Origin of the sequence: Nocardia beijingensis NBRC 16342 (genome assembly GCF_001612785.1) — a bacterium.
Taxonomy (GTDB): domain Bacteria; phylum Actinomycetota; class Actinomycetes; order Mycobacteriales; family Mycobacteriaceae; genus Nocardia; species Nocardia beijingensis.
The window spans coordinates 26,858-39,279 of the sequence record NZ_BDBC01000075.1; the positions used below are offsets into that span (position 1 = coordinate 26,858).

The following is a 12,422-nucleotide window of genomic DNA, read 5'->3' on the forward strand; positions in this document are numbered from 1 at the left end:
CACCATTCCCCGCCGCGTGATGTGAGTCGGAATTGCCGGGAACGTCATCGAGGGCCACGGGGACGCAACAAGCGGCTCATACCTTTGTCTCGACCGTAGCTAGGCACTCGACAGCCGCCGGCGGCACTGCGCCGCGATGAGGGCCGGTCGAGCCGAATCGAGAGGAAGCCGATGACCGCCGTAGCAGCCACCGGCCAGCAGTCGCAGACAACGACTTTCGAATATCAGAAACGTGGACGCTGGCTCGACCACTGGGATCCGGACAACCCGACGTTCTGGGCATCCGGGGGCGCGAAGACCGCGCGCAAGAATCTCATCTTCTCCGTGTTCGCCGAGAATCTCGGCTTCAGCATCTGGGTCATCTGGGGCACCGTGGTGACCAGCATGGGCGCAGCCGGATTCGACTTCCTCGCCGGTCTCGGGAAGGGCAACCCCATCGCGGTGAGCAACGCGCTGTTGCTGACCTCGACCCCCACCCTGGTCGGCGCCGCGCTGCGCATCCCGTACACCTTCGCCATTCCCCGGTTCGGCGGGCGGGCGTTCACCGTGTTCAGTGCGGGAATGCTGCTGCTTCCCACGCTCGGCCTGGCCTACTTCGTCAACCAGCCGGGCACCCCGATGTGGGTGTTCCTGGTGCTCGCGGCGCTCGCGGGCGTCGGCGGCGGCAACTTCTCCTCCTCGATGGCCAACATCAACTTCTTCTTCCCGGAGGGCAAGAAGGGTGCGGCCCTGGGCATCAACGCGGCCGGCGGCAACCTCGGCGTCGCCCAGACCCAGCTGATCCTGCCGTTGGTGATCACCCTCGGCACCCACATCATGGCCAAGGACCCGGGCGGCTATCGCTTCGGCATCACGCTGTCGGTGCTGGTCTGGGTGCCGTTCATCCTGGCCGCCGCGTTCGGCGCGCTGCGCTACATGGACAGCATCGCCACCGCCAAGTCCGACGGGAAGTCCTACCGACTCGCGCTAACCAACCGGCACACCTGGGTGATGGCGATCCTCTACATCGGCACCTTCGGCTCGTTCATCGGCTTCTCCTTCGCCTTCCCGACCCTGATCAAGGCCAACTTCCCCGACCTGGCCAAGATCGGCTGGATCACCACGCTCGGCAACCTGGCGTTCCTCGGCGCGCTGGTCGGGTCGTTCAGCAGGCCGTTCGGCGGGTGGGTGTCGGACAAGGTCGGCGGCGCGAAGATCACCCTCTACGTGTTCGGCGGCATGGCGATCGCCGTCGCGCTGATCATGGCCGGGCTGGAATTGAAGAGCTTCCCGCTGTATCTGGTCGCGTTCCTGTTGCTGTTCGTGCTCACCGGCATCGGCAACGGCTCGACCTACCGGATGATCCCGACCATCTTCAGCGCGGAGTCCAAGAAGTACGCCGCCGAGCACGGCATCGACATCGCCGAAGCCGCCGTCTCCGCCAAACGCCAAGCCGGCGCAGCGATCGGCGTCATCGGCGCGGTCGGCGCCTCCGGCGGCTGGCTGTTGCAGCAGGCGCTGCGGTTGTCCAACACCCACCTGCACAGCATGGCTCCCGCGTTCTGGGCCTACGCCGGCGCGTTCCTGGTGATGGCCGCCGTGACCTGGTGGTTCTACCTGCGGTCCTCGTTCGCCATCCAGCGCGTTCCCTCGCTGGCTTACGCGAACGTCTGACCGTCCCAGCCTGTCCCGCGGTCCGGACCCCGCGGGACACGGGCGTCGCATCCGCCGTCCCCCCTCCGGCGGAGCCGACCCCGATACCGAACGTCCGCTCGTCGCCCGGATGTGATTCCGGGTCCCGCAACGGGTTCCGGCCTGCACCGGGACGACGGGCGGACGTTCGGTTCGCGCGTACCGGCGAGCACGAGCGATGCGATCAGCGCTCGCCAGCGGCCAGATCGACCAGCCTGCCCGCATTCGACAGGGCGGTGACCAACGCAAGTGCCCAGGGCATCGGCGCGGTCGTAGAGACTCGCGGTGCCGATCGAGATACCGCCGGCGGCAACGGCGCGCATACCGACCCCGTAGCCACCCGGCAGCCGCGACATGGGTCAGTAATGCGGTTGCGGCCGCGCGAGGATGGCGGCTGAGCGCCTCGCCGCTAATACGGTAGGTGGACTCCGTCGCGGACTTCCTTGACCGTTCTGGCGATCATCTGTTGCAGGGTGGCGGCGATGCGCTCCGGCGTGGTGGGTTTGATCGTCAGCAGGTCGGTGCCGAAGGTGACGTAGCGACCGTCGTTCGCGACGTCGTTGAGTTGGAAATCCTTGCGGCCGTGGGTATGCCGGTTGTCGACGCTGCCCATCGCGTAGACGCCGACGTGCCCGATCAAGGTCATCGCGCGGGTGAAGAACCGCTCGAACTCCTCCCGTGGCGTCGGTCGCCACGCGTCGCGGACCGGCGGTCTCGGCCGCGCCAACTCCTCGGTGGAGATTTGCAATTGCTTGCCCTTCCCCGGGGCACAGGCGGGGAACACCTCGACCACAGCGCCCGCCACCTCGCCTGCGGGCAGCAACGTCAGCACCACGTCACCGCCGTGTTCGGGTTCCGGTCCAGGTTCCTGCACCGCGATCGCGCCGTGTTCGTAGTGCACCCCCGCATGAGCGCGCAGCCTGCGGTCGCGGCGTCTACCGGCGAATCCGGCCACTTCGACCCGCGCCTCGGGAGCCAGCAGCACTTCCACCGCGCGCAACAACCCGTCATCGATGCGGGGGCGCAGCGACTGCGCGGCCGCCTGCCGCAACCGCAAACTCTCCGAACGGAATTCGGTCGTGTACTGGTGCTGCAAGGGATACGGCAGTACGTCCCGGCCGGTGGACTCCCATAGGGTCCGGAATTCGAGCGCGGTGAATCGCCAGTGCTGTACCTCGGGCATGGGTGAGGTCCTTATCGCGGGTTGTCACCGATGACCGGCGGAACCGTTCTCGGCAGCTGGTCCAGCCCCGTGAGCTCGTCACCGTGTTCCTGAGTGATCAGGTAATCCGGGATGCCCTTGGTCGATTCCTCCTCCGACTTGCCGCCGCGCGCACCGGGCGACATTCCGCTCATACCGCTGGTACCTGCGCGTCCGGGCGAGGCACCGGTGCGTGCGGCCGCGGCCGAGACGGCGCTGGGATTGTTCGGCGCGCCTTTGAACGGCACCGAGACACCCGGGCCGCCCGGCGTTCCGGGATTACCCGGCGTGCTGAGGTGCGGGCTGCCAGGACTGTGCGGCGATGTGCTCGGCGTTGGCGTCGTGGAGGCAGGCGTTGTCGAAGCCGGAGTGGTGGACGCCGGAGTCGTCGATTCCTGCGTGGTCGACGCCGGGTCGGTACTGGTCGACTCCGCCGTCTCCGAGGCATTGTCCGAGGGTTGATCGCTCGACTGAGTCGCCGAATCCTCGCTGGGATTCTTGCCGGAGGGATCCGAGCTGGGCGATGAGGTCCCCGAGGGGTTCTGACTGCCGTTGCTCGTCCCTCGGGGACTGGTGCCGTTATCGGTGCCACCCGGATTCGTGGAGGAAACCGGACGCGGAATCACAGGGACATTGGTATCCGATTCCATGACAACCGGGGCGTAGACGGTTCGTAGCACCCGCAAGGCTTCGGTCTTCGCGTTGTACTCGGCGACGTCGTCGTTGCGCCATCCGCGCCCGGCGACGAAGGCGAGGGCGTTGCCGATTCCACTGCGGTGCTGCGGCGCGTGCGGGACCAGTTGCTTGGTCGGTTCCAGCCCGGTCAGCAACTCGGACAGCTTGTTGCCGGTCAGCCGGGCCGCATTCGAGACCTGCGCGCCTTGGGCGGCATAGTCCGCGACCGCACTTGCTGCGGCATTGCGCGCCTCACCCCGCCACACGCTGTCATCGGTGGCCCGCGCCATCGCCTTCGTGAAGGTATCCAGAGAGGTCTGGTGCCGGTCGGCGATGGTGTTCCACGCGGCCACCAGATCGGTGACCGCCTTCAAATCGATCTGATCGACCTTGCCTCGCAGCGTCGCGACATCGTGCCGCTCGAACTCGTCGGCGTCGAGCACCTCCCGCGGCCGGAATTCGCCCTGGAACCCGACCTCCGAAGCGCGACTACGCACACCATCACGCTGCCGGTTGTACTTGTCCTGCACCCCGGCCACATTCACCTCGGGCTGCAACTCTTCACCCGAGATCCAATTGGTGACGTTGCGCAGCATCGTCGAGCCCAGTTGCCCCATATCGAAGACGCGCAGGGAGTCGAACGGGTTACCCATCAGCGCACCTGCTCGGTGGTGTTCGCGAACTGCGTCGCGTTCTCGATGTCCTGTCCGGTGATGCGCTTGAACGAGATCGCCATGACCTCACGCATGTTCTTCACGGTCTCGATGTGCTCTTGGATGACTCGGTCGATCGAATGGGGCTCCCCTATAGCCTGCTTCAAGAACTTCTTGGTCAGGCCCTCGGCCATATTGAAATCGCCAAAGCCAGAGACATTCTGAGTAGCTCGCGCCAACCGAATGAACTCCTGCAGCTCGGATATGCGCTGGTCGCATGCTTTCGCACAAGCGTATGCAGCGTTCTCGTCATCGAGGTAAAGTTCCCCACTTCGTGCCTGGCCGGCGAGCCGACTCCAGAGCGCCGCATCGTCCTCACTCATAAGATCCCTCCCTGATCAATGCGGTAGCGAAGGCACGATCGACTGACCAACGCGATAGAGGACCGAGCACGGGTCGTCCAGGCCGTCCATGCCAGCACGGTTCAGAACACTCAGTTGCACAACCCCCTGCGATGCAGGGAAAAGTACGTCACAACCGAGATTCTTCGACGCGCCCTCGACTTTGAATTGCCGACCTTGCCGACCCGCAACCGTGACATCTCGAAACTCGACGTTCCCAGGCTTATGCTCGAACTCAGCCACAGTACGACTGGTGGAGTACACCGTGATAAAGTATTTCGGTCCATCCCAGGCGCAAATTTCCCAGCCGGACTGGTGCACGCCTGCGATACCACTCTCTTCAGATGCCGGATCAACCCCAGCTGCCCGCAGCGCGTCATCGGGAATCCCCGTGCACGGGTTGAACAGCGCCTGCGTCGCACTGGTGCTGGACCCCGTCGTGGGCGACCCGGTCGTGGTGCCCTCACATCCCACGGTTCCGGTCGCCAGTGCACCGATGAGCAGTGCCAACAGGATTCGACGACTCATCCCCACCCTCTCGACCCGTGACGACTCAAGTGCGCCAACAGTAGCAGACGGGCTGGGTGGTGCTTCCTGGTTGCGCTGGTCGGTGTGGGTATCGAGCTCGGGCGTGTGGGGCGACGGTGGGCCGGGGGTTGGAGAGGCTTTCCGCAGTGGGGCATAGGGGTTTGGGGAGGGATCTATGGTGGCAGGGCAGTAACGGGATGGATGAAAGTCAGGACATAGGACTGAGTTCGACGAAGATTCGAAGGGGTTGGAATGATGAAGTTCGGCAAGATCATGGCGGGGTTCGCGCTGGCTGCCGCCGCGGTCTCGATCGCTCCCGCCGTCGCCTCCGCTGACGATCCGGAGTTTCCGCGCAACGGCGTCATCCCGCCGGGGACCTACCACATCGGGAGAGGTCCCTCCAATGTGATCGGGTCGCCGATCGAGAACTGCGATCTGCAAGTGTTCGGTGATGGCAGCGCTGTGGCGCTGGTTTGCGGCGCCACGAGCCGGAGCGGACATCAGACGCCGGTCGGCCCGGACGAGACCTATGTTTCGTTCGACTTCGTGCCGCTCGGCCTCGACCTGCATGACATCGACCCCCGGCAGGGGCTTTGGAGCGGAACGGTAAATATCGCCGGGACTCCGATCATTGCCCCGTACCCGCTGGCAGCAGTCTGGCTCAGCCGCCGCTGAACTGGATACGCGGGTGGTGCGTTGCTTCGCTCGCGCCGCGACAGATACGGCCTGGACATCGGCTGGGAGCCGAAGTCCGGGCCGTATTTCGGCTACCGCCGGTTCACAGATCAGATTTCGGGTCGAACGCGCACGCTGCGACGCTGGCCGTGAAGGCGCTCCATTGGCCCGGCGTGAAGATGAGCGCTGGACCGCTCGGGTCTTTCGAATCACGGACGCCGACGTGACCAGCCGCGAGCCACGCGACTTCGACGCACGCATCGGCCTCACCACTGTGGACAGACTTGAACCACTTGGCTCTGGATAGGTCGCTGCTCATTATTCGTATCCCCTGGCCATATTCCTGAGCAAGTCTCTCGATCGTTGCTCGTCTAGTGCAGCACGCTCGACGGCTGCGTGGATCACCCGGAAGCGGTTCACATCGTCCGCCTCCTCGAAGATCATTGTGCCGATGGCACCTTCGGTGTAGACGACGGACGGTTCGTTATGAGGGAAGTCGATGATGATGTACGGCGGGACCGCCAACCCGCCCGGGAAGCCAGCAGCGAAGGGAACGACCCGGATCGAGACATTCTCCCGCGTACCCATGTCGGCAAGATGACGGTATTGCGAAGACATGATCCGTGCAGAACCGACCACAGTGCGCAGAGCCGACTCATGTACCAGGAATTCCGCCTGCATCGGCTTGTGCTTTCGAGTAAGTATTGCTGATCGCTGGATTCTCCGTTCCACCAGCCAGTCGGCATCCTCGGAGGAGCCCCTCGACGCAGCGGAACGCACGCTGCGAGCATAGTCGGGAGTCTGCAAGAGGCCCGGAATGATAAGCGCTTGGAAAAAGTGCAATCCTGTTGCGGCAGCCTCCAATTGCAGATACGTGTTGAACCCGGGTCGCACCAGATCCCGGAAGTCCTCCCACCACGGTTTCACACGCGCATGCTCGGCAAGGGATTTCAAATACTCGGTCCGCTCGTCCGGCACCCCGTAGTACTGGCAGAGGTACTCGATGTCGCGGACTTTGATCTTCTCGTTCTGCCCCAACTCCAGCCGCCCGAGTGAGGATCGGCTGATCTCCAGGACTTCGGCTACCTGCTCGAGGGTGTAACCGTTTGCCTGACGCGCGTCGCGCAGTGCGCGGCCCAACTGGCGACGCGGCAGCGTCGTCCGGCCGACATCCGACTTGGTACCGACCATTTCCGTTGCGTCCTCCCCTGCTATCCCACGGTGTGACCTGCTTTTTCCCACGGCGAGAATCGATGTCGGCCCACTCGGGAGGCGCTCAGCGCGTACGCGCCGTTTGCTGGGCACCGGCCGATTCGAGCTCCCCGTCGTGAGCACGTTCGCAGCATATGCACATGGCCGAACAACACGGAACGGAACTCGATTTCGTCACGAATTTCCGCGCGCCGGAGTCAATTACGCAGGATCCCCAGCCGACGGGACCCGGCGCCGAGCCACACCGGCGCGGGCGTGGCGAGGTGACGGAGGGCCTATTCGTCCCGCCCGGCATCTGCGCGCGCGCCGACGTGCGGCTGGCGCACGAGCAGATGCGGGTTCACCTGACTTGCCGGGTCGAGCGGTGTGCGTGGAAGGCGGCGGCGTACCGCACGCTGGTGCTCGCGGGACGGCTGACGCCGCAGGCGGTGAGCCACCGGGAACGCGCCGCGGCGCGCGGAATCGGGTTCCCGTCACATGACGAATGCGGCAACGCCGGCCACACCCTCGACGTGCACACGATCCAAGCGGTGCTGGAGCGATTGTCGGCCTTGGCGGCCCCGCCCGACTCGCCGCGGGGGTGAGCCGATTGCACCGCACCACGATGGGAGCCGTGCAGGCTTCCTGGCGGGTGGTGGGAAGTCGCATCGAGATCGTGTTCTTCCGCGACGCCTCCGACCCCACGCCCGCCTACCGGCTGCGCAACAACGGCGGCACGGTGCCGATTCCGCTGGGACAGAATGGTTTCGTCGCCTTCGACGAGCGCGCACTCCCGGATCTGGCGCAGGTCCGCGAATGGTTCCCGCGCCACTTCCGGCTGTGGGACGCGGTCCGCGCCGAGTTCTGGGATGTTCTGCTGCCCGCCCACGGGGCGCGCACCGCGGACCTTCCCGTCCCGCGACGGCCGGACGAGTCGGCCTGATCCACTACTACAGGTAGCCGAGAGCTGAATGTCCAAGCGACGAAATCGACCGCGACCCGAGTCGCGCAAGCAGACGAGTCCCACCATCGGATACCCATCCAGGGCCACGATCGACGCCGTGCTCGCAGCCATGCTGGCCGAGCGCCGAGCGGACGCGGCCGATATGGGCACCGTGCACTTCTGGGGATTCGCCCGCACCGAGAACCCCTCCGCGCACGACGCGGCGCACGTGCCGATAACCCTCGATCCCGAGGCCGAACGGTCACCCATCCTGGACTCGGCCGAATGGCTGATCCGTCGATTCACCAGCCGCATATGGGGTTTCGGGTTCGCTTACCTGACGGTGGGCGAGCTGTTCACCGACGGCGTCCCCCAGGACGCGATCCAGGCCGCGCGGGCCGGCCGACTGAGCGAACGCCCGACGGCCGATCCCGTCTGCGCGGCAACCATATTCGACGCCCGAGCACGCGCCTACACATCGCTGACCTACACCCATCTACCCGAACTCGGACCGGCACCCACCTGGGTGAGCGACACCCGCGAGTCCACCGACGCCTGGGTAGCCCTCTTCGACCAGCGGGCCGTCGCGGCACAGGTGTGGGCGGCGGCCATAACGCTCGATCCGTCCGCGAACCGCGCCGCCATAGCCCGCCTACGGGGGCATTGAAAATCCCGTTGGACTCGTCCGGGTGCGTTGTTATGGTGTGGTCGTGAATTCTCCGGAGGCGTCCAGACGATAGCCGCCCGGCATCTGCGCCGGGCGGCGTTGTGAATGCGCAACCGCTGGTCGAAATGCGGCCCGTGGGTATTTCGCGACGCCGGACAATGCTGGTTTCTCCGCATCGGGTGACGATTCGCCCGATTCCGCGACCATCTCGGGCGTCTCGACTGCGTGGCGCCCTCTTCCGGGGAGTTCCTCTTATGCCCATCGTGGTGTTCGTGCTGGCTGTGGCGGTGTTCGCGCAGGGCACGTCCGAATTCATGGTGTCCGGGTTGCTGGCGCCCATCGCCGTCGATGTCGGGGTTTCGCTCGGCGCCGCCGGTCTGTTGACCTCGCTGTTCGCGGCGGGCATGGTGCTCGGCGCGCCGGTGCTGGCGATGGCGGCGGGCAGGTTGCCGGTCCGGCATTCGGTGGCGGCGTTCTTGGCGGTCTTCTGCGCCACTCATGTCGTCGGCGCTCTGACCAGCGATTTCACCGTACTGCTGATGACCAGGGTCGTCGCGGCCGTCGCCAACGCCGGGTTCCTGGCGATCGCGCTGGCCGCTCTGCCGGGCCTGGTCGGCCCGGCCGCGGTGGGTCGCGCGACCTCGGTGGTGGTGTCCGGGGTGACGGTGGCCTGCATCGCGGGCGTGCCGGCCGGGACGCTGCTGGGGCAGCTGTGGGGCTGGCGTGCCGCGTTCGTGGCCGTCGCGATCGTCAGCGGTGCGGCGGTGATCCCGGTGTGGGCGATGATGCCCGCAGCACTGCGCGCCGGTGATCGCCCCACCACACAACAGCCCTCCCTCCTGCGGGAGTGGACCGTGCTCGGCGAACGGCCGGTCCGCACCGCCGTCCTTGCCGCCGTACTGGTCAACGCCGCGACGTTCGCGGGATTCACGTTCCTCGGTTCGATCACCACCGGGGTCGACGAGGCGAGTGACCGTTGGGTTCCGGTCGTGCTCGCCTTGTTCGGCATCGGCTCGTTCGCCGGCGTGACGCTCACCGGCCGATACAGCGACCGTCATCGAGAGCGGATCGTCACGCTCGGAACGACGGGACTCGTCGCGGTGTGGCTGCTGGCCGCTCTGACCGCGCACACCCTGCCCGGCGTGGCGGTCATGGCGACCGTGTCCGGGGCGGTCGCGTTCGGCGTGGGATCGACACTGATCACGACGATCGTGCAGGCCGCGTCGCCCGCCGCGCCGCGGATCGCCGGTGCGGCGGCCACCACGGCGTTCAACATCGGCGCGGTTCTCGGCCCCGCCACCGCCGCGCTCGTCGTCGGCCATACCGGTCGGCCCGCGCAGGCGTTGTGGTGCGGCGCTGTCTTCGCCTTCGTCGCGGCAACCGTCGTCTGGAGGACCAGGAAACCGGCCGGATCGGAGGCCGTCGCAGCCGCTGTGGACTAATCCTGGCGAATTACCGCTAATAGACTTGACGAGCGGCGCATCGAGATGTCACTATAAATATGGGAAGACACAAGAAATCATGTGTCTATTTTTTGATGTTCTCGACATCGGTCTAATTCGGGTGTAACTTAGGACTTCGCGCCGGGTCGCGTGCTGTCCAACTCTCGAAATACGAATTGACTGTGGAAAGCGGCACAATCTGCGTGCCGCCCTCCACCCGTTGTTGTCGAGCCACGTTCGGACACTGTCCAGCACGGTGCGCCATGTGAAATACCGACCACAGGACAAGCAGATACCGTGACGCCCACGCGACCGTGTGGGCGTCACGAGGTGCTGGAAGGACGCATCTTGACAGTCTCGAGTCAGACCGACGTCTACACCGCGACGCCCGTCGATGCCGGAGTCTCCCGCGCGCCGAAGCGACTCTCGTTCGCGAAGATCCGCGAGCCACTGGAGGTTCCGGGCCTGCTGGAAATCCAGACCGATTCGTTCGAATGGTTGATCGGCGCGCCCGCCTGGCGCGAACGGGCGACCGCGCGCGGGGAATCCGGCGCGGGTGGATTGGCGGAGCTGCTCGCGGAAGTCAGCCCGATCGAGGACTTCGCCGGAACCATGTCGCTGACGCTGTCCGATCCCCGCTTCGAGGAGGTCAAGGCCTCGATCGATGAGTGCAAAGACAAGGACATGACGTATGCGGCTCCGTTGTTCGTGACGGCGGAGTTCATCAACAACAACACCGGTGAGATCAAGAGCCAGACGGTCTTCATGGGTGATTTCCCGATGATGACCGACAAGGGCACGTTCATCATCAACGGCACCGAGCGGGTTGTGGTGTCGCAGTTGGTGCGTTCGCCGGGTGTGTATTTCGATCACACGGTCGACAAGGGCACGGAGAAGGATCTGCACAGTGTGCGGGTCATTCCGTCGCGTGGCGCGTGGCTGGAGTTCGACGTGGACAAGCGCGACACCGTGGGTGTGCGCATCGACCGCAAGCGCCGCCAGCCGGTCACCGTGCTGCTGAAGGCGCTGGGGTGGACGAGTGAGCAGATCGTAGAGCGGTTCGGCTTCTCGGAAGTGATGATGACCTCCCTGGAGAAGGACGGCACAGCGGGCACCGATGAGGCGCTGCTCGATATCCATCGCAAGCTGCGTCCGGGTGAGCCGCCGACCAAGGAGTCCGCGCAAAACCTGCTGGAGAACCTGTTCTTCAAGGAGAAGCGCTACGACCTGGCGCGCGTCGGCCGCTACAAGATCGACAAGAAGCTCGGCATCCGCACCGGCGGCGGCGCACTGGCGCTCACCGAGGACGACATCGTCACGATCATCGAGTATTTGCTGCGCCTGCACGCGGGCGAGAAGACCATGACCGCCCCCGGTGGCGTCGAGGTCCGGGTCGAGGTCGACGACATCGACCACTTCGGCAACCGCCGCCTGCGCACCGTCGGCGAACTGATCCAATCCCAGATCCGGCTGGGGCTGTCGCGGATGGAGCGTGTGGTCCGCGAGCGGATGACCACGCAGGACATCGAGGCGATCACGCCGCAGACGCTGATGAACATCCGCCCTGTCGTCGCGGTGCTCAAGGAGTTCTTCGGAACCTCGCAACTGTCGGTGTTCCTGGACGAGCGCAATCCGCTGGCGAGCCTGACCCAGAAACGCCGCCTGTCGGCGCTCGGCCCGGGTGGTCTGTCCCGGGAGCGCGCCAGCCTGGAAGTGCGCGATGTGCACTACAGCCATTACGGCCGCATGTGCCCGATCGAGACCCCGGAAGGCCCGAACATCGGCCTGATCGGTTACATGTCGGTGTACGCGCGGGTCAACCCGTTCGGTTTCATCGAGACCCCGTACCGGAAAGTGGTGGACGGCCGGGTCACCGACGAGATCGACTACCTCACGGCCGACCAGGAAGACCTGCACGTCGTAGCGCAGGCGAACGAGCCGCTCGACGCCGACGGACGGTTCGTCAACGCGCGCATCCCGGTACGCCGCAAGAACTCCGAGGTAGAACTCGTCGCTTCCGCCGACATCGACTATATGGATGTCTCGCCGCGTCAGATGGTGTCGGTCGCGACGGCGATGATCCCGTTCCTCGAGCACGACGACGCCAACCGTGCCCTCATGGGCGCGAACATGCAGAAGCAGGCCGTTCCTCTGATCCGATCGGAAGCGCCCCTGGTCGGTACGGGTATGGAGTTGCGCGCGGCGATCGATGCCGGAGATGTGGTCGTCAACGAGAAGGCCGGTGTGGTCGAGGAGGTTTCCGCCGACTACGTGACCGTGATGCACGACGACGGTACGCGTAAGAGCTACCGGATGCGGAAGTTCAACCGGTCGAATCAGGGCACGTGCTCGAATCAGCGTCCGATCGTGGACGA

The 12,422-nt window shown here is 65.5% G+C and carries 13 protein-coding genes; 7 read left to right on the plus strand and 6 right to left on the minus strand.

Annotated features, from left to right (window positions below; translation table 11 throughout):
• Positions 1-171: 171 nt before the first annotated feature.
• Positions 172-1,653 carry an MFS transporter gene (locus NB3_RS31930; RefSeq protein ID WP_067810642.1) on the plus strand — a complete coding sequence of 494 codons (1,482 nt, stop codon included), beginning with the start codon at positions 172-174 and terminating at the stop codon, positions 1,651-1,653.
• A 427-nt stretch (positions 1,654-2,080) separates the two neighbouring features.
• Here the strand turns inward: NB3_RS31930 and NB3_RS31935 are convergent, their stop codons facing one another.
• Genes NB3_RS31935 through NB3_RS34625 form a run of 4 tightly spaced genes read right to left on the minus strand, consistent with a single transcriptional unit; the run spans position 2,081 to position 5,129 of the window.
• Positions 2,081-2,854 (minus strand): ESX secretion-associated protein EspG, encoded by a 774-nt coding sequence (locus NB3_RS31935; RefSeq protein WP_067810645.1) that lies wholly within the window; start codon positions 2,852-2,854, stop codon positions 2,081-2,083.
• A gap of 11 nt (positions 2,855-2,865) precedes the next feature.
• Positions 2,866-4,200 (minus strand): hypothetical protein, encoded by a 1,335-nt coding sequence (locus NB3_RS31940; protein ID WP_067810648.1) that lies wholly within the window; start codon positions 4,198-4,200, stop codon positions 2,866-2,868.
• A complete protein-coding gene (locus tag NB3_RS31945; protein ID WP_067810651.1) occupies positions 4,200-4,583 on the minus strand; it encodes a hypothetical protein in 384 nt (127 codons plus the stop codon). Before NB3_RS31945 ends, NB3_RS31940 begins: the two co-directional genes overlap by 1 nt.
• A gap of 15 nt (positions 4,584-4,598) precedes the next feature.
• Positions 4,599-5,129: a DUF3558 domain-containing protein gene (locus NB3_RS34625; protein WP_084823842.1), complete on the minus strand. Its 531-nt coding sequence runs from the start codon at positions 5,127-5,129 to the stop codon at positions 4,599-4,601.
• 255 nt (positions 5,130-5,384) lie between these two features.
• Between NB3_RS34625 and NB3_RS31950 the strand changes: the two genes are divergently transcribed.
• Complete coding sequence (locus NB3_RS31950; protein ID WP_067810676.1) at positions 5,385-5,804, plus strand: hypothetical protein; 420 nt, start codon at positions 5,385-5,387, stop codon at positions 5,802-5,804.
• 103 nt (positions 5,805-5,907) lie between these two features.
• Here the strand turns inward: NB3_RS31950 and NB3_RS34630 are convergent, their stop codons facing one another.
• Both NB3_RS34630 and NB3_RS31955 read right to left on the minus strand, forming a co-directional pair.
• Positions 5,908-6,123, minus strand: a complete 216-nt coding sequence (locus NB3_RS34630; RefSeq protein WP_084823840.1) for a DUF397 domain-containing protein — start codon at positions 6,121-6,123, stop codon at positions 5,908-5,910.
• The gene (locus NB3_RS31955; RefSeq protein WP_067810653.1) at positions 6,123-6,995 is read right to left on the minus strand and encodes a helix-turn-helix domain-containing protein; all 873 of its coding nucleotides are present in this window, start codon (positions 6,993-6,995) and stop codon (positions 6,123-6,125) included. The genes NB3_RS34630 and NB3_RS31955 overlap by 1 nt, the downstream gene beginning before the upstream one ends.
• A gap of 161 nt (positions 6,996-7,156) precedes the next feature.
• Here NB3_RS31955 and NB3_RS31960 point away from each other — a divergent pair, with 161 nt between their 5' ends.
• The 5 genes from NB3_RS31960 to NB3_RS31980 all read left to right on the plus strand — a co-directional run.
• Entirely contained in the window at positions 7,157-7,600 is a 444-nt protein-coding gene (locus NB3_RS31960; RefSeq protein ID WP_157112122.1) for a hypothetical protein, read from the plus strand.
• A 29-nt stretch (positions 7,601-7,629) separates the two neighbouring features.
• Entirely contained in the window at positions 7,630-7,938 is a 309-nt protein-coding gene (locus NB3_RS31965; RefSeq protein ID WP_157112123.1) for a hypothetical protein, read from the plus strand.
• 118 nt (positions 7,939-8,056) lie between these two features.
• Positions 8,057-8,605 carry a hypothetical protein gene (locus NB3_RS31970; RefSeq protein ID WP_157112124.1) on the plus strand — a complete coding sequence of 183 codons (549 nt, stop codon included), beginning with the start codon at positions 8,057-8,059 and terminating at the stop codon, positions 8,603-8,605.
• A gap of 254 nt (positions 8,606-8,859) precedes the next feature.
• On the plus strand, positions 8,860-10,047 hold the full coding sequence (locus NB3_RS31975; protein WP_067810667.1) for a Cmx/CmrA family chloramphenicol efflux MFS transporter: 1,188 nt from the start codon (positions 8,860-8,862) through the stop codon (positions 10,045-10,047).
• A gap of 330 nt (positions 10,048-10,377) precedes the next feature.
• Positions 10,378-12,422: RNA polymerDNA-directed RNA polymerase subunit B (locus NB3_RS31980; protein ID WP_503826329.1), on the plus strand; the 2,045-nt coding region annotated here is incomplete at its 3' end.

Bases quoted from the DNA above. Each gene is read 5' to 3' on its own strand.
- NB3_RS31930 (WP_067810642.1), top strand. From the start codon at position 172: ATGACCGCCGTAGCAGCCACCGGCCAGCAGTCGCAGACAACGACTTTC.
- NB3_RS31950 (WP_067810676.1), top strand. From the start codon at position 5,385: ATGAAGTTCGGCAAGATCATGGCGGGGTTCGCGCTGGCTGCCGCCGCG.
- NB3_RS34630 (WP_084823840.1), bottom strand. From the start codon at position 6,123: ATGAGCAGCGACCTATCCAGAGCCAAGTGGTTCAAGTCTGTCCACAGT.
- NB3_RS34625 (WP_084823842.1), bottom strand. From the start codon at position 5,129: ATGAGTCGTCGAATCCTGTTGGCACTGCTCATCGGTGCACTGGCGACC.
- NB3_RS31945 (WP_067810651.1), bottom strand. From the start codon at position 4,583: ATGAGTGAGGACGATGCGGCGCTCTGGAGTCGGCTCGCCGGCCAGGCA.
- NB3_RS31940 (WP_067810648.1), bottom strand. From the start codon at position 4,200: ATGGGTAACCCGTTCGACTCCCTGCGCGTCTTCGATATGGGGCAACTG.
- NB3_RS31955 (WP_067810653.1), bottom strand. From the start codon at position 6,995: ATGGTCGGTACCAAGTCGGATGTCGGCCGGACGACGCTGCCGCGTCGC.
- NB3_RS31935 (WP_067810645.1), bottom strand. From the start codon at position 2,854: ATGCCCGAGGTACAGCACTGGCGATTCACCGCGCTCGAATTCCGGACC.
- NB3_RS31960 (WP_157112122.1), top strand. From the start codon at position 7,157: ATGGCCGAACAACACGGAACGGAACTCGATTTCGTCACGAATTTCCGC.
- NB3_RS31975 (WP_067810667.1), top strand. From the start codon at position 8,860: ATGCCCATCGTGGTGTTCGTGCTGGCTGTGGCGGTGTTCGCGCAGGGC.